14 protein-coding genes are annotated in these 15,789 nt (G+C 60.1%); 8 read left to right on the plus strand and 6 right to left on the minus strand.

All coding sequences use genetic code 11. From position 1 onward, the window contains the following. Positions 1–5 precede the first annotated feature (5 nt). Positions 6–671 carry a TetR/AcrR family transcriptional regulator gene (locus FN828_RS10230; protein WP_185958986.1) on the minus strand — a complete coding sequence of 222 codons (666 nt, stop codon included), beginning with the start codon at positions 669–671 and terminating at the stop codon, positions 6–8. A gap of 140 nt (positions 672–811) precedes the next feature. Between FN828_RS10230 and FN828_RS10235 the strand changes: the two genes are divergently transcribed. The 4 genes from FN828_RS10235 to FN828_RS10250 all read left to right on the plus strand — a co-directional run bounded on the left by FN828_RS10235 (position 812) and on the right by FN828_RS10250 (position 8,410). After that, entirely contained in the window at positions 812–1,960 is a 1,149-nt protein-coding gene (locus tag FN828_RS10235; RefSeq protein WP_142493312.1) for an efflux RND transporter periplasmic adaptor subunit, read from the plus strand. A gap of 24 nt (positions 1,961–1,984) precedes the next feature. Then, positions 1,985–5,083: an efflux RND transporter permease subunit gene (locus tag FN828_RS10240; protein ID WP_142493313.1), complete on the plus strand. Its 3,099-nt coding sequence runs from the start codon at positions 1,985–1,987 to the stop codon at positions 5,081–5,083. 290 nt (positions 5,084–5,373) lie between these two features. After that, positions 5,374–7,596 (plus strand): NADP-dependent isocitrate dehydrogenase, encoded by a 2,223-nt coding sequence (locus FN828_RS10245; RefSeq protein ID WP_142493314.1) that lies wholly within the window; start codon positions 5,374–5,376, stop codon positions 7,594–7,596. Between the two features lie 136 nt (positions 7,597–7,732). Then, positions 7,733–8,410, plus strand: a complete 678-nt coding sequence (locus tag FN828_RS10250; RefSeq protein ID WP_142493315.1) for a hypothetical protein — start codon at positions 7,733–7,735, stop codon at positions 8,408–8,410. Positions 8,411–8,472: 62 nt separating this feature from the next. Here the strand turns inward: FN828_RS10250 and FN828_RS10255 are convergent, their stop codons facing one another. Both FN828_RS10255 and FN828_RS10260 read right to left on the minus strand, forming a co-directional pair. Next, positions 8,473–8,898, minus strand: a complete 426-nt coding sequence (locus FN828_RS10255; protein WP_235891456.1) for a c-type cytochrome — start codon at positions 8,896–8,898, stop codon at positions 8,473–8,475. 6 nt (positions 8,899–8,904) lie between these two features. After that, a complete protein-coding gene (locus FN828_RS10260; protein WP_142493316.1) occupies positions 8,905–9,303 on the minus strand; it encodes a c-type cytochrome in 399 nt (132 codons plus the stop codon). 151 nt (positions 9,304–9,454) lie between these two features. On the opposite strand from FN828_RS10260, the gene FN828_RS10265 reads away from it, so the two are divergent. Together FN828_RS10265 and FN828_RS10270 are read left to right on the plus strand one after the other, a co-directional pair. Then, positions 9,455–9,865: a PaaI family thioesterase gene (locus FN828_RS10265; protein ID WP_142493317.1), complete on the plus strand. Its 411-nt coding sequence runs from the start codon at positions 9,455–9,457 to the stop codon at positions 9,863–9,865. Between the two features lie 13 nt (positions 9,866–9,878). Further along, a complete protein-coding gene (locus FN828_RS10270) occupies positions 9,879–10,322 on the plus strand; it encodes a DMT family transporter (protein WP_142493318.1) in 444 nt (147 codons plus the stop codon). Here the strand turns inward: FN828_RS10270 and FN828_RS10275 are convergent. From FN828_RS10275 to proS, 3 genes are all read right to left on the minus strand, one after another. Then, positions 10,319–11,002, minus strand: a complete 684-nt coding sequence (locus tag FN828_RS10275; RefSeq protein WP_142493319.1) for an ABC transporter ATP-binding protein — start codon at positions 11,000–11,002, stop codon at positions 10,319–10,321. The two genes, FN828_RS10270 and FN828_RS10275, sit on opposite strands and share 4 nt — an antisense overlap. Next, a complete protein-coding gene (locus FN828_RS10280) occupies positions 10,995–12,284 on the minus strand; it encodes a lipoprotein-releasing ABC transporter permease subunit (RefSeq protein ID WP_142493320.1) in 1,290 nt (429 codons plus the stop codon). Before FN828_RS10280 ends, FN828_RS10275 begins: the two co-directional genes overlap by 8 nt. A 188-nt stretch (positions 12,285–12,472) precedes the next feature. Next, positions 12,473–13,825: a proline--tRNA ligase gene (gene proS, locus FN828_RS10285; RefSeq protein ID WP_142493321.1), complete on the minus strand. Its 1,353-nt coding sequence runs from the start codon at positions 13,823–13,825 to the stop codon at positions 12,473–12,475. Positions 13,826–13,987: 162 nt separating this feature from the next. On the opposite strand from proS, the gene FN828_RS10290 reads away from it, so the two are divergent. Together FN828_RS10290 and FN828_RS10295 are read left to right on the plus strand one after the other, a co-directional pair. Next, positions 13,988–15,055, plus strand: coding sequence for an AI-2E family transporter (locus FN828_RS10290; protein ID WP_142493322.1), 1,068 nt, complete (start codon positions 13,988–13,990; stop codon positions 15,053–15,055). Further along, positions 15,055–15,756: a P-loop NTPase family protein gene (locus tag FN828_RS10295; RefSeq protein WP_142493323.1), complete on the plus strand. Its 702-nt coding sequence runs from the start codon at positions 15,055–15,057 to the stop codon at positions 15,754–15,756. The genes FN828_RS10290 and FN828_RS10295 overlap by 1 nt, the downstream gene beginning before the upstream one ends. Positions 15,757–15,789 lie beyond the last annotated feature (33 nt).

The raw sequence follows: 15,789 nt of genomic DNA on the forward strand, positions 1-15,789 counted from the left end.
GCCCCCTACCCCGTAGCGTCAATCCCACTGATCCCGCGCAGGAACACCCCCAGCGCCAAATCGCGCCGCTGTGCGCGCTGTTCGGGGCCAAGCATATCAGCACCAGGGTCCAAAAGATGCGGCAACACGTCCTCGAATGTCATATCCAGCAACAGTTCAGCCGCCTGTTGCGCTGGCACATCGCCTTTGGCGATTTCACCCCGCGCCACGGCCCGGCATAATTCCTGCCGCAGCAATCCAACCATCGGATACCACCCGGCCCGATGCACCCGCCGCGCCAGTTCCGGAAATTGCTTTTGCCCCGCCACCACGGCCCGCAGCAATTCGATCGAGTTACGTTCCAACCCCGGCATTTTGTTCACCGTCAGCAAACGGCGCAAACGGGACTCCAGCGGTAATTCGGATTCTTCGGCGGTCAGCGGGCGGAAAACCTGTTCCACCATCCGCGCCAAAGCCGCCAGCAACATCGCTTCGCGCGAGGGGAACATCGCATATAATGTGCGCTTTGACATAGACACATGCGCAGCCACATCGGCCATGCTGATCGCATCAAGCGGATGGTCACACAGCAGCACCGCGACAGCATCCAGCACCATTGCCTCGCGCCGTTCGGGGGCAATTTGTACCGGACGTCCCCGGCGGGATTTGCGATTGACGGTTTCCTTGCCCATTGGCTGACCTATTTCCCACAGCAGGGCCATTGTGCCTTAGTGCACAGAACGGCGAACTTTACAAAACCTATCGGTTTCCTTAACAGTTCACAAGACTCGCGGCCCTGCCCGCACCAGATATTTGAATTTCGGAGTAATCCATGCCGGTTCCCCAGTTTCTAAAGGCTGCCACATTTGCAACCATGACCCTGACGATGGCGGCCCTGCCCGTCACCGCACAGCAGGCAGGCCAGCAACCCCCGACCGCCGTCACGGTGGTCACACTGAAGGCACAAGATGTCACCCTGACCACGCGCCTGCCGGGACGTGTTGCAGCATCGGGTGTGGCGGATGTCCGACCACAGGTTACGGGCATTCTGGTGGAACGGCTGTTCACCGAAGGCCGCCCTGTCACCGAAGGCGACCTGCTATACCGGATCGACCCCGCCCGCTATGACGCCCAAAAAGCCGCCGCCCAAGCCGCATTGGCGCAGGCACAGGCCACATTGAAAGCCGCCGAACAAGAGGCCGTGCGCCAGCAAACGCTGCGCGACCGTTCCGTAACCAGCCAGCAAAATCTGGATGATGCTCTGGCACAGCGCGACGTGGCCGAAGCAGCGGTTCAGGTGGCAAAGGCCAATCTGTTATCTGCCGAAATCGACCAGACCCACACCGAAATCCGCGCCCCCATTTCCGGGGTTGTCGGGCTAAGCCAGGTGTCGCGCGGCGCGCTTGTGACGGCGGGTCAGGCCAATGCCCTGACCACGATCCGCACCTTGGACCCGGTCCATGTGGACGTGACCCAATCGGCGGCGGAAATGCTGCGCTGGCGGCGCTCCGGTGGGGCGCCAGCGGATCTGGAACAGGCGGATTCGCAAACAGTGACGCTGAAACTGGCGGATGGCACGACCTATGAACAAACCGGCCATTTGTCAGCGGCGGAACCCTATGTGAACGAACAAACCGGCGTTGTGGTGCTGCGGCTGGAATTCCCGAACCCCGATCATCTGCTGCTGCCCGGTATGTATGTACAGGTAGAATTGCCGCAGGGCATGATTGAAAATGCCATTCTGGCCCCCCAAGAAGGCGTGACCCGCGACCGCCGTGGCCGCCCGATGGCCATGATTGTCAACGCGCAGAACGTCGTGGAAACCCGCGAACTGACGATCCGGCAGGATCAGGGCGCACAATGGGTTGTGACCGAAGGTCTGACAGACGGGGATCGCCTGATCGTGGCCGGTTTCCAGAAAATCGGCAATGGCATGACCGTCACCCCCGAAGAACGCGCCGCCCCGGCAGCGACCCAATAACCGCAGACAGACAGGACGCTTTTCATGGCCCGTTTCTTTATTGACCGCCCTGTTTTCGCATGGGTGATTTCTATCCTGATTATGGGGATCGGATTGTTATCCGTCACCACCCTGCCGATTGCACAATATCCACAGATTGCCCCGCCTTCGATCCGCGTCACGGCGGTGTATCCCGGTGCCTCGGCGGAAACTGTTGCCAACACGGTCACACAGGTGATCGAACAACAAATGACCGGGCTGGATGGGATGCGCTACATGTCATCCAACTCGACCTCGGCCGGGGCGGCATCCATTACGCTGACCTTTGACACCGAAACCGATCCCGATGTGGCACAGGTGCAGGTGCAAAACAAACTGGCGCAGGCGACCAACCTGCTGCCCGAAGCTGTGCAGCGTCAGGGCGTCCGGGTGCAAAAAGCATCGTCCTCGTTCTTTATGGTGATTGCGCTGATTTCCGAAGATGGCCGTTTGGAACAGGCCGACCTGTCGGATTACATGAGCAGCAACATGGTGGACGAGTTCAGCCGGATCGAAGGCGTGGGCGGCGTTCAGGTGTTTGGCTCGCCTTATGCGATGCGCATCTGGCTGGACCCGTCGAAGCTGGCTGCCTATGAAATGACGCCTTCGGATGTGGTGGCGGCGGTATCCGCGCAAAACGCGCAGATTTCTGCCGGGGCATTCGGGTCCATGCCCGCCCCCGCAGGGCAGCAATTGAACGCCACGATCACCGCGCAATCGCTGCTGTCCACCCCCGAGGATTTTGAAAACATCATCCTGCGGTCGGAAACCGATGGCGGTTTGGTGATGCTGGCCGATGTCGCCCGCGTGGAAATCGGCGCCGAAACCTATGATTCTATCGCGCGGTTTAACGGCAAACCCTCTGCCGGGATGGCGCTGCAACTGGCCTCTGGTGCGAATGCGCTGGATACGGCGGAATTGGTCAAACAAAAGGTCGAGGAATTTTCAGCCTTCTTCCCCGACGGGGTTGGCTATGTGATCCCGTATGACACCACGCCCTTTATCGAAATTTCGATCCATGAGGTGCAGAAAACCCTGTTCGAGGCCATCGGGCTGGTTTTCGTGGTGATGTTGCTGTTCCTGCAAAACTTCCGCGCCACGATCATTCCCACGCTGGCTGTGCCGGTGGTTATTCTGGGGACGTTCGCCATTCTGGGTCTGGCCGGTTTCACCATCAACACCCTGACCATGCTGGCGATGGTGCTGGCGATTGGTCTGTTGGTGGATGACGCCATTGTGGTTGTCGAAAACGTTGAACGTATCATCGAAGAAGAAGGGCTTTCCCCACGCGAGGCCACCCGAAAATCAATGGACCAGATCACCGGCGCCCTGATCGGTGTGGCACTGGTGCTGTCGGCGGTGTTTGTGCCGATGGCATTTTTCGGCGGCTCTACCGGCGTGATTTACAAACAGTTTTCGATCACGATCGTGTCGGCGATGGGGCTGTCTGTTCTGGTTGCCCTGACGCTGACTCCCGCGCTATGCGCCACGATCTTGCGCAGCAAAGACGCCCATCACGCCAAACGCGGCCCGTTGGGATGGTTCAATGTGGGCTTTGACAAGCTGACAGGCGGCTATGCCGGGACCGTGGGCTATGTGATCCGTCGCCCGCTGCGCATTCTGGTGATCTATCTGGCCATTGGCGGCGGCATTGGCTGGCTGTTCACCAATACGCCCACCGGGTTCCTGCCGAACGAAGATCAGGGGATTCTGATGACCCTGATTCAGGCCCCCACCGGGGCCACCGCAGAACGCACGCTGGACGTGGTGAAACAAGTCGAAAACCATTTCCAGAACGAAGCAGCCGTGCAATCGGCCTTTGGTGTGGTTGGCTTTTCCTTTGCTGGTCAGGGGCAAAACATGGGTCTGGCCTTTGTTCGGATGAAAGACTGGTCAGAACGCACCGATCCCGCAATGAGCGTGCAAGCGGTGGCGGGACGGGCCTATGGCGCGTTTTCCCAAATCCGTGACGCGCTGGTTTTCCCCATCGTACCGCCTGCGGTGATCGAATTGGGGAACGTGTCTGGCTTTGATTTCTATCTGACGGCACAAGGCGGACAAACCCATGAACAGCTTTTGGCCGCACGGAACCAGCTTTTGGGCATGGCATCGCAAAGCCCGCTGATCGCCTCGGTCCGGCCTTCGGGGTTAGAGGACGCGGCGCAGTTCAAGCTGGATATCGACTGGCGGGCCGCTGGGGCGATGGGCGTCAGCCCCGCCAATGTGGGAACGGTTCTGTCCGTGGCATGGGCTGGCACCTATGTGAACGATTTCAACGACAATGGCCGGATCAAGCGCGTTTACGTGCAGGGCGAACCGGACAGCCGCGCCGTACCGTCGGATTTCGGCAAATGGCGGGTGCGCAACGCGGCCGGGGAACTGGTGCCGTTTTCCAACTTCACCACCGAACGCTGGCAATATGGCCCGCAGGGGCTAACCCGGTATGGCGGCGTTCCAGCCATGCAAATACAGGGCAGCCCGGTTCCCGGCGTGTCCACCGGCGAAGCGATGGCCGAGATTGAAAAACTGGTCAGCCAGTTGCCCGGCGGGTTCAAGGCAGAATGGACCGGCCTGTCCCTGGAAGAACGCGAATCCGGCGGGCAAGCGCCCATGCTGTATGCGCTGTCGCTGGCTGCGATCTTCCTGTGCCTTGCCGCGCTGTACGAAAGCTGGTCCATCCCGTTCTCGGTCATGCTGGCCATGCCGATTGGTGTGGTCGGAACGCTGGCCGCCGCCTATTGGTTCGGCTTTGAAAACGGCGTGTTCTTTCAGGTAGGTCTGCTGACCGTGATCGGTCTGACCGGCAAAAACGCGATCCTGATCGTGGAATTCGCCCGCGAAAGATACGAGGCAGGCGAAGAAATGCTGACCGCCGTGAAAGAAGCCGCCAAGCAGCGTTTCCGCCCGATCATCATGACCTCGATGGCGTTTTCACTGGGCGTTCTGCCGCTGGCGCTGTCCACCGGGGCGGGGTCTGGCGGGCGTACCGCCGTGGGGACCGCCGTTCTGGGTGGCACATTGACCGGCACCATTCTGGGCGTGGTTTTCGTGCCGCTGTTCTTTGTGGTGGTCCAAAAACTGTCCGGGCGCAAAGGCCGGGGATAACCCCTGCCCCTTTCGTCCAAGGATCAAGACGCGCCATCGCCACCCGTGCAAACGGACAGGCGGTGGCGCTGCCGTATCCCGCCCCCAGATACGCCCATTCCCTGCGCATCGCGGATGCCGTGGCATCATGTCCGCAAGATTTCTGCACTGGCGAATTGATCTTTGCCGCCCCGTGATCTATGGGGAGGGCGGAATTTTGCCCCGCGGTTGCAACCACGGGCATCCAAGGGAAGCAGCATTATGCTGCTCTGCGTCACATCCTGCTACCAAAACAAAGAAAGGTAGAAAAAATGGCTGAAAACTCGACCCCCGACATTTTGTATACCATTGTAGACGAAGCGCCCGAACTGGCCTCGGCCTCGTTCCTGCCGATCATCCGCAAGTTCGCCTCGGCGGCTGGTGTCAGCGTTGGCACCAAAGACATTTCGCTGGCTGCGCGTATTCTGGCCACCTTCCCCGAAGGTCTGACCGATGCACAAAAGCAATCGGACGATCTGGCCGAACTGGGCGAATTGGTGAAAACCCCCGATGCCAACGTGATCAAGCTGCCGAACATTTCGGCATCCGTGCCGCAATTGGTGGCCGCAGTCAAAGAACTGCAATCGCAGGGCTATGACATCCCCGCCTACCCCGAAGACCCCGCAACCGATGCGGAAAAAGCCATTCGCGCCCGCTATGACGCGATCAAAGGGTCCGCTGTGAACCCGGTCCTGCGCGAAGGCAACAGCGACCGCCGCGCCGCCAAGGCCGTGAAAAACTATGCCCAGAACAACCCGCATTCGATGGGTAAATGGGAAAAAACCTCGAAGACCAAAGTGTCCTCGATGCCCGGCAATGACTTCTACGCGAACGAAGTTGCCGCCACGCTGACCGCCGCACAGGCCGGTGCCGCCAAAATCGAATTCGTCGGCAAAGACGGCGCAACCACCGTTCTGAAAGACGGCTGGCCCCTGATCGAAGGCGAAGTGGTCGACGCAACCTATATGTCCGTAAAAGCGCTGTCGGCATTCCTGGCAGATGCGATTGAAGACACCAAAAAAGACGGCACGCTGTTTTCGCTGCACATGAAAGCCACGATGATGAAGGTGTCGGACCCGATCATCTTTGGCTACGCGGTCAAGGCATGGCTGGCCCCGATCTTCGACAAATATGCCGACGATCTGAAAGCTGCTGGCGTGAACGCCAATTCCGGCATGGGCGACGTGCTGGCCCGTATCGCCGCCCTGCCCAACGCAGCCGCGATTCAGGCCGACATTGACGCGCTGACCGCAGACCGCCCCGGCATGTACATGGTGAACTCCGACAAGGGCATCACCAACCTGCATGTGCCGTCGGATGTGATCATCGACGCCTCCATGCCCGCGCTGATCCGCGCAGGCGGCAAAGGTTGGGGCGCAGACGGCAAAGAAGCCGATACCAACTGTGTCATCCCCGACAATTGCTATGCCACGGTCTATGACGAAGCGGTGGAATTCTTCAAAGCCAACGGCGCGCTGGATCCGCGCACCGCAGGCACCGTGCAGAACGTGGGCCTGATGGCCCAGAAAGCCGAAGAATACGGTTCCCACCCCACCACGTTCGAAGCCCCGGCAGACGGCACCATCCGTATCGTTCTGGCCAATGGCGATGTGCTGCATTCGCTGGACGTCGAAGCCGGTGATATCTGGCGTGCCTGCACCGCGAAAAAAGCACCGATTGAAAACTGGATTCAACTGGCGATGGATCGTCAGCGCTTGACAGGGTTCCAGGCGATTTTCTGGCTGGATGCAAACCGCGCCCATGATGCAGAGCTGATCAAATACGTCAAACCCGCGCTGGAAGCGGCAGGCGTGGCGGATAAGTTTCAGATCATGGCCCCGCGCGAAGCCACCCGCGCCTCGCTGGAAACGATCACCGCAGGGAACGACAGCATCGCCATCACCGGTAACGTGCTGCGCGACTATCTGACCGACCTGTTCCCGATCTTGGAACTGGGCACCTCGGCCAAGATGCTGTCGATCGTGAAGCTGATGAATGGCGGCGGCATGTTTGAAACCGGCGCTGGCGGTTCGGCCCCGAAACACGTTGAACAGCTGGTGAATGAAAACCACCTGCGCTGGGATTCGATGGGCGAATTCTGCGCCCTGTCGGAATCGCTGAACTTCCTGGCCGATGTGAAGGGCAATGCCAAAGCTGGCGTTCTGGGCACCGCAGCCGAGGCCGCAACGCAGGGCATTCTGGATAACAACCGTTCGCCCTCGCGCAAGGTTGGCCAGCCGGATAACCGCGACAGCCATTACTGGTTCGCCCGCTACTGGGCCGAAGCACTGGCCGCACAGTCGGACGATGCCGAACTGGCCGCCGAATTTGCCCCGGTTGCCAAGGCGCTGGCCGATGGCGAAGCCGCAATTCTGGCGGAACTGGCCGCAGCACAGGGCGCGGCTGCCGATATCGGCGGCTACTATCACCCCAGCTTTGAAAAGAAAGCGGCCGTGATGCGCCCCAGCGCCACGCTGAACGCGATCATCGGCTAAATCGCTGACATAGAATGGAAAACGCCCGCGCCTGTCGCGGGCGTTTTTGTTTTCGGTGGGTGTGGACATGTTCAGGCGCTCAACCTGCACTGCGAATCCCCTTGCCGGGCGGGCCGGATTTCGGCCTAATCGGATCATGCGGGTTTTGCTTTTTGCTTTTCTGGTGCTGTCTGCCTGTGGGCGTCCTTTGACGCCGAATGAAATCGCCTTTGCCGACACATTATTCGCGGATCAGGTTGATCCGGCGCGGGTGCGTTTTGTGCGGGGACATCTGGCCGAAAGCTATACCTTTCGCTATCAGGCGCGGCCACGCGTGACCTGTATGGAACGCATTTATCCGCCCCCTACGGACCCGGTCATCACCACCAGCCCCGGCGCGATTTCTCTGTTTAACAAGGTATTTTACCGCAAGGATATGTATCTGGACGATTACGCCCACGCATCAGGCGGCAAGGGCAACCTCTATGCGCTGATGCTGTTCGCGCATGAAATGACCCATGTCTGGCAATGGCAAAACCGCCGCAAAACCGGCTATCACCCGCTGAAGGCAGCACAGGAACACAGACCCGGCCACGATCCCTATTTGTTTGATTTAGGCACGCAACCGGCGTTGCTGTCCTATCCATATGAACAACAAGCCGCGATTGTCGAAGAATACGTCTGCTGCCGCGCACTGGCCCCCAAGGCCGCCCGCACCCAACGCCTGCACGATATGCTAAGCCGGAACATACCCGTGGCGCGGCTGTCGCAAATCGTGGAAAATCACGCTTTTGTGCCCTGGAAAGGCGCTGATCTGAACGGGATTTGCGACTGACCCCACCGCCGCGCGGGCGGAAGGGACAGGATCGAGTATTTTTGGCAAGATGAAACGACGCGTCAGCGCCCGCGCTGGATGCTTTCCAGATAAGCCACAAGCGCGGCCAGCGGGCGTGGGACCGGGGAAAACTCATCTTCGGCCAGTTGCACGGGAACGGTATCGCCCTCTAGCAGCGCGCCATATTCCGGCATCACCTGATCGCGGCCCTGCATCCGGGTATAGCCGTCGATCTGCGACAGCACCTTGGCCGTGGGGAAACTGCCGCCCGCGCGGGCGGAAATCAGCGTCAGGTCCGGGGGGGCCGTGGGCAAATCGCGGGCCAGTTCACCGCCGCCCCGCGCATCCGTACCGTGGCAGACCGCGCAATTGTCAGCGAACAGCTTTTGCCCCTCAACAGGTTCCGGCATCCAGTCCGGTTTGCATCCAGCCAGCAGAACCAGCCCCGTAATCGCCATTGCCTTGTGCATCATATCCCCTTTGGTCAACAGGTATCAGCCCTGCAAGGATAGCAGATAGGCCACAAGATCGGCAATCGCCCGGCTGACCAGAACGGGCTGACCGCTGGCGGTTTTCAGGGCGGTATCGTCGCCTTCAAAAAACTCTCCATAGACCGGCATAGCGCTGCCATGACTGACCAAGGGTTCGCGCCCATCAATCCGGCGCACCACGCGCAACAGCGGAAATTCACCATTATTTTCAGCAGAAAGGCGGGTCAAATCCTTGGGTTGCACCACCAAGGCCGGGGCCATCGGACCATTGCCATTCGCGGCCTGCCCGTGACAGGTGGCGCAATGTTTGACGTACAGCGCCCGACCGATTTCAGCCTCTTGCGCGGGGGCTGCCCCCGCCAAGGCCAACAAGACCAGAGTAGCAAAGGTGATGGTTTTCATGGGGGTCTCCGTTGTTATGCCCACCGTTACAGTGTTTCATAATCTGCAAACCGTGGCTTTGATCCGCATCATAGCGCCTCCCCTACATCAGGCGCGTGACATTCCATTTCGGTTTCGCCATCCTGCGCCCGGAACCGGCAAGGAGGAACACATGGTTTTGACGGTGGAACAGGCGCAAACCTGTCTGGAGGAGGGCTTTGCCCCGTGGGTGAAGGCGCTGAACCTGACAGTCGAGGAAATAAGCGCGGACCATGCTGTGCTGTCCATGCCGATCACGGATCAATTGGCACGGATGGGCGGAATCGTATCCGGGCAGGCGCTGGCCGCGATGGCCGATACGTCGATGGTGATTGCCTGTCTGGGCTCGTTCGGGGAAATGCGCCCCATCGCGACGACCAATCTGGACACACAGTTCTTGCGCCCCGGCACCGGAGAGTGCATTCGCTGCGACGCGCGGATCGTGCGGGCCGGAAAGGCGCTGATGTTCTGTCAGGCGACAATGATTGCCCTGCCGATGGACAAGCCAATCGCCACCGCAACCGCAACATTTTACTGCCCCTGAAGGATCAACATATATGTCCCCCAATACCGCTTATGCCCTGACGATGATGGCCGCCGGGATCGGCATCCCGATTCTGGCCGCGCTGAACGCCCAGCTTGGGGTGCGGATCGGTTCCCCCGTTGCAGCGGCGGCCATCCTGTTTTGCGTGGCCTTTACCGCCGCCAGCATTGCCGTTCTGCTGCATGGCCCCGCCCCAATCGCGCAGGCCGTTCACGCCCCCAAATACCTGTTTCTGGCTGGGCTTCTGGTGCTGTTCTATGTGCTGTCCGTGACCTTTGTCGCGCCGAAGTTCGGCATCGGAAACGCGATTTTCTTTGTCCTGCTGGGGCAGTTGATCAGCGCCGCCGTGATCGACCATTTCGGCCTATTCGGCGCACGGCTGAACCCGCTGAGCCTGAACCGTACCATCGGCATCGCGCTGATGTCCGCCGGGGTCTATATGGCGCAAAAGGCCTAGACCGAGGTTAAGACACCTTTATCCATGCGCAGAACGCGATCCATCCGGGCGGCTAGGTCCATGTTATGGGTCGCGATCAGCGCCGACAGACCAGTGCCGCGCACCAATCCCATCAACGTGTCAAACACATGGTCCGAGGTTTCGGGGTCCAGATTGCCGGTCGGTTCATCCGCCAGCAAAAGACGCGGTTCATTCGCCAGCGCCCGGCACAGCGCGACACGTTGCTGTTCCCCCCCGGACAGGGCCGCAGGACGGTGATCGGCCCGAGGCTCCACCCCGACACGGCACAGAAGATCAGCAGCGCGGGCCTGCGCCTCGGCCCGTGCAATACCATTGGCCAGTTGCGGCAGCATCACGTTTTCCAGCGCAGTGAATTCTGGCAGCAAGTGGTGGAACTGATAGACGAATCCGACATCCGACCGCCGCACCGCCGTGCGCTTGCGATCCGACTGCCCCACCATGTCAGCCCCGCAAATTTTCACGCTGCCTGAATCGGGCGTATCCAGCAGCCCCGCGATATGCAGCAGCGTGGATTTCCCCGCCCCCGATGGGGCCACCAGCGCCACGATTTCCCCCGGTTGCACAGTCAGGTCAATCGCCTGCAACACCTGCACCGCGTTGGGTTTGCCCATGTTATAGGTCTTGGCGACCCCCGCCAGTTCCAACACCGGGTTATTCATAGCGAAGGGCCTCCACCGGGTTCATGCGGGCCGCACGGCGGGCCGGGAATATCGTGACGACAAAGCTAAGCGACAGTGACAACACCACCGCCGACAGCACATCATTCAGCCGCAGTTGTGCGGGCAGGTTGTAGATACCGCGCACCGATGGGTCCCAAACGCCGCCGCCCGCCACATAGTTCACAAAGCTGAAAATCGGGTCGATATAGATGGCGAACAGGCAGCCCAGCACCACACCGAACACGGTGCCGATCACCCCCGTGAACGCCCCGCAGATAAAGAACACCCGCAGCACCGCGCCTTCGGTCAGGCCCATTGTGCGCAGGATGCCAATGTCGCGGCCCTTGTTTTTCACCAGCATGATCAGCCCCGACACGATGTTCATGGACGCGATCAGCACAAGGATCGACAGGATCACGAACATCACGTTATCCTCGATGTCCAGGGCGCGCAGGAAGCCGCCGGACGCATCCCGCCATGTCCAGATTTGCCCACGTTCCCCGCTGGCTTGCAGCAGGTTCAGCGCCATCGCGTCCACCTTTTCGGGATTGGCAACCATCACTTCCAGCTCATCCGCCACGCCCTCGCGGTTGAAAAAGCTCTGTGCCGCGGCGAATGGCATATAAACCCGTGTGCGATCAATATCATAGCGCCCGGCAGTGAACACATAGACCACCTCATAGGCCACCACGCGCGGACTGGTGCCAAAGGCGGTTTTGACGCCATTGGGCGAGATCAGTTTCACCTTATCCCCGATGCTGACACCCAGTTCCCGCGCCACGCCCGAACCAATGGCAATCCCGTCGTTGAAATAGTCCAGCGTCCCGGCGTAATCGTCAGGATGGGCCACGCGAGGAATGGTTTTCAGATCGTCTAGGGCGATGCCGAACACCTCGACCCCGGCGTTGCGGTCACGGGCGTTGGCCATCACCTGCCCTTTGACCAGCGGGGCCACGCGGGTCACGCCCGGCACCGTACGCAGGGTTTCCGCAACATCCGCATAATCGGCAAAGGTCCGATCAATCTGCCCCGTCTGCGGGTCCACCCGGCCGATATTGTAAACGGTGACATGGGCGTTGGCCCCAAGGATCGTGTCCACGAATTCCGCCCGAAACCCCGAACGCACCGCCAGCGTGGCGATCAGCGCGAACACTGCCAACGTGATGCCGATCAGGCTGATCCATGTCATCACGCTGACCCCGCCCTCGGCCCGGCGGGCACGCAGGTAACGCCACGCGATCATCCATTCAAAACGCGCAAATGGCGCGGTGGAGTTGGTCATCATCGGCCCCTAACATCTGCCTGCCCCCGTAGTGGGCGAGCCAATGCGCAACGTCAAGTCATGCCTGCGGAACCCCGCCGAACACGGACCGGACCGCGCAGGGTATAAAGGCGAACCGCCCCCAACGCCGTGCGGGCGGAGGGGGCGGGATTGAGTATTTATTGCAAGATGAAAGGCGCGAATGCGTCTTACAGGCCGCGCACCATGTGGCCCGCGTAGATTTGCGCAATCTTTTCCACCGCCTGTTCGGGTGGCAGTTCCTCGGATGCGCCAGTGCGGCGGCAGGTCAGTTCGACCACGCCGTTTTTCAACCCGCGCGGGCCAACGGTAATGCGCCACGGCAGGCCGATCAGGTCCATCGTGGCGAATTTACCGCCAGCGCGTTCGTTGCGGTCATCATACAGCGGGTCCAGCCCCAGCGCGGTGAAGCTGTCATACAGCGCCTCACAGGCGGCGTCGGCTTCGGCATCGCCCTGTTTCAGGTTGACGATACCAACATGGAACGGAGTCACGCCTTCGGGCCAGATGATACCATTTTCGTCATGGCTGGCCTCGATGATGGCACCGATCAGGCGGGAAACGCCGATACCGTGGCTGCCCATGTGAACCGGAACCGGCTTGCCATCCGGGCCTTGGACGGTGGCGCCCATCGGTTCGGAATATTTGGTGCCAAAGTAGAAGATCTGCCCAACTTCGATCCCGCGGGCGCTGCGGCGGCGCTCTTCTGGGATGGCGTTGAAAATCGCCTCGTCATGGGTTTCGTCGGTGCGGGCATAAAGCGCGGTGAATTCTTCCATGATCGCCTGACACTGGGCCTTGTCGTCATAGTTGATGTCACGTTCGCCCAGACGAATATCGGTAACGGCGCTGTCATAGAACACTTCGGATTCGCCGGTATCGGCCAGCACAAGGAATTCGTGGGTATCGTCGCCACCGATGGGACCGGAATCAGCCCGCATCGGGATTGCCTGAAGCCCCATACGTTCATAGGTGCGCAGATAGCTGACCAAATGGCGGTTATAGGCGTGCAGCGCGTCTTCCTTGGTCAGGTCGAAATTGTAGCCGTCCTTCATATAGAATTCGCGGCCCCGCATCACGCCGAACCGGGGGCGTACCTCGTCCCGGAATTTCCACTGGATATGATAGAGCGTCAGCGGCAGGTCTTTGTAGCTGCCGACATGGCTGCGGAAAATATCCGTGATCATTTCCTCGTTCGTGGGACCGTACAGCATATCGCGGCCATGCCGGTCGCTGATCCGCAGCATTTCTTCGCCGTAATCATCATAGCGCCCGGATTCGCGCCACAGGTCCGCCGATTGCAGCGTAGGCATCAGCATCGGGATATGGCCCGCGCGCATCTGTTCTTCGTGAACGATGTTTTCCAGCTTGCGCAGCACCTTGAAGCCCATCGGCAACCAGGAATAAATCCCGGCGGACTGTTGCTTGATCATGCCCGCGCGCAACATCAGGCGATGGCTGACGATCTGCGCCTCGGACGGGTTTTCTTTGAGAACAGGCAGGAAATAGCGCGACAAACGCATGGAAGGACCCCTTTGGGATGTTTGGGTATTTGTATCGGGGTTTAGTGAAGGATCGCGCCTCAGACAAGCCACCCATGCGTATCGTTCCGCCCATCGTGACAAACAGGGTTGCGAAATCGCCCCATAACCCCGACATAATGCCTCAAACATGCAGGAGCGCACATGGCATTGCCAGTCAGGGAACAGGTGAAATACTGGGGCGTCGCGGCGGCGGTCTTTATGATCGTGCTGTGGTATCTGGGCAATGTGATCCTGCCCTTTGTGCTGGGCGGGGCGGTGGCGTATTTTCTGGACCCGGTTGCCGACCGGCTGGAAAAGATGGGGGCGTCGCGGGCGCTGGCCACGGCCATCATTACCATCGTGGCTGTGGTGATCTTTATCATTCTGGCGCTGCTGGTGCTGCCAACGCTGGTTCAGCAATCGCTGGCGCTGTTTGAATTCGCCCCCAAACTGTTCGAGGATTTGCGCGCCTTCCTGACCACGCATTTCCCATCGGTTCTGGATAACACCTCGGCGCTGCATCAATCGCTGAAAACCGTGGGCGAAACCATCCAGTCCAAGGGCGGGGAATTGTTGCAGGCGGTATTCAGTTCCGCGATGTCGATCATCAACGTGGTTATGCTGCTGGTGATCGTGCCGGTGGTGGCCTTTTACCTGCTGTATGACTGGGACAACATGATTGCAAAGATCGACGATCTGTTGCCGCGCGATCATGCGCCGATCATCAGGCAACTGGCGTCAGAGATTGACAAGACACTGGCCAGCTTCATCCGGGGGATGGGAACCGTTTGTCTGGTGCTGGGCACCTATTATGCCGTGGCGCTGATGCTGGTGGGGCTGCAATTCGGGATGGTTGTGGGGTTTGTCGCCGGTGCGCTGACCTTTATCCCATATGTGGGGGCCTTTGTGGGCGGGGCTTTGGCGATCGGGCTGGGCCTGTTCCAGTTCTGGGGCGAATGGCTGTCCCTTGGGCTGGTTGCCGGGGTTTTCGTTCTGGGACAAGTGATCGAAGGCAACGTGCTGACCCCGAAACTGGTGGGCAGTTCGGTGGGGCTGCACCCTGTTTGGCTGATTTTCTCGCTGTCGGTCTTTGGCACCTTGTTTGGCTTTGTCGGGATGCTGGTTGCCGTGCCTGTCGCCGCTGCGCTGGGGGTGATTGCCCGTTTCCTGATTGCCAACTACAAAGAAGGCCGCCTGTACAAAGGCCTGTCAGGAATGCCGAAAGACTGATGACCACACAACTAAGCTTTGATCTGCCCGTGCGCCCGGCGCTGGGGCGCGAAGATTTCTTTGTTTCGCCCGCCAATGCCTTTGCGGTGGCGATGATTGAAAACTGGCGGCACTGGGCCGGGCGCAAGCTGGCGCTGATCGGCCCGGCGGGATCGGGGAAAACCCATCTGGCCCATGTCTGGGCTGCCGCTGTACAGGCGCGGATCGTTCGGGCGGTTGATCTGACCGAAGCGGATATTCCCGATCTGGCCCGCACCCCGATTGTGGTCGAAGACATCCCAGCCATCGCCGGACACCCCGAGGCCGAAAAGGCGCTGTTCCATCTGCATAATCTGGTTCTGGCCGAAGGGCATTCCCTGCTGGTGACAGCGGATAAACCCGTGCTTGCGTGGGGGCTGCGCCTGCCCGATCTGCTGAGCCGGATGCAGGGAACGCAGGCCGCAACACTGGACCAGCCGGACGATCAATTGCTGGCCGCCATCATCGCCAAAATGTTCGCGGATCGGCAGGTTGCCCCCACCGCCGGAACCATCCCCTATATGGTGCTGCATATGGAACGCAGCTTTGATGCCGCGCGTGATCTGGTGACGCGAATCGACCGCGCCGCGCTGGACGGGAAACGCCCGGTCAACCGGGGGCTGGCGGCTGATATTATGGCGCAAACGCCGATGCTGCCCTATCTGGACAATCTTGACCCGTAGGCGCAGTCTGGTGTCATGAACGCGTCACACCAA

The organism is Thalassovita litoralis (genome assembly GCF_900182725.1).
GTDB classification, from domain to species: Bacteria; Pseudomonadota; Alphaproteobacteria; order Rhodobacterales; family Rhodobacteraceae; genus Thalassobius; species Thalassobius litoralis.

Bases quoted from the DNA above. Each gene is read 5' to 3' on its own strand.
- FN828_RS10290 (WP_142493322.1), top strand. From the start codon at position 13,988: ATGGCATTGCCAGTCAGGGAACAGGTGAAATACTGGGGCGTCGCGGCG.
- FN828_RS10260 (WP_142493316.1), bottom strand. From the start codon at position 9,303: ATGAAAACCATCACCTTTGCTACTCTGGTCTTGTTGGCCTTGGCGGGG.
- FN828_RS10230 (WP_185958986.1), bottom strand. From the start codon at position 671: ATGGGCAAGGAAACCGTCAATCGCAAATCCCGCCGGGGACGTCCGGTA.
- FN828_RS10280 (WP_142493320.1), bottom strand. From the start codon at position 12,284: ATGACCAACTCCACCGCGCCATTTGCGCGTTTTGAATGGATGATCGCG.
- FN828_RS10250 (WP_142493315.1), top strand. From the start codon at position 7,733: ATGCGGGTTTTGCTTTTTGCTTTTCTGGTGCTGTCTGCCTGTGGGCGT.
- FN828_RS10275 (WP_142493319.1), bottom strand. From the start codon at position 11,002: ATGAATAACCCGGTGTTGGAACTGGCGGGGGTCGCCAAGACCTATAAC.
- proS (WP_142493321.1), bottom strand. From the start codon at position 13,825: ATGCGTTTGTCGCGCTATTTCCTGCCTGTTCTCAAAGAAAACCCGTCC.
- FN828_RS10265 (WP_142493317.1), top strand. From the start codon at position 9,455: ATGGTTTTGACGGTGGAACAGGCGCAAACCTGTCTGGAGGAGGGCTTT.
- FN828_RS10295 (WP_142493323.1), top strand. From the start codon at position 15,055: ATGACCACACAACTAAGCTTTGATCTGCCCGTGCGCCCGGCGCTGGGG.
- FN828_RS10235 (WP_142493312.1), top strand. From the start codon at position 812: ATGCCGGTTCCCCAGTTTCTAAAGGCTGCCACATTTGCAACCATGACC.
- FN828_RS10240 (WP_142493313.1), top strand. From the start codon at position 1,985: ATGGCCCGTTTCTTTATTGACCGCCCTGTTTTCGCATGGGTGATTTCT.
- FN828_RS10270 (WP_142493318.1), top strand. From the start codon at position 9,879: ATGTCCCCCAATACCGCTTATGCCCTGACGATGATGGCCGCCGGGATC.
- FN828_RS10245 (WP_142493314.1), top strand. From the start codon at position 5,374: ATGGCTGAAAACTCGACCCCCGACATTTTGTATACCATTGTAGACGAA.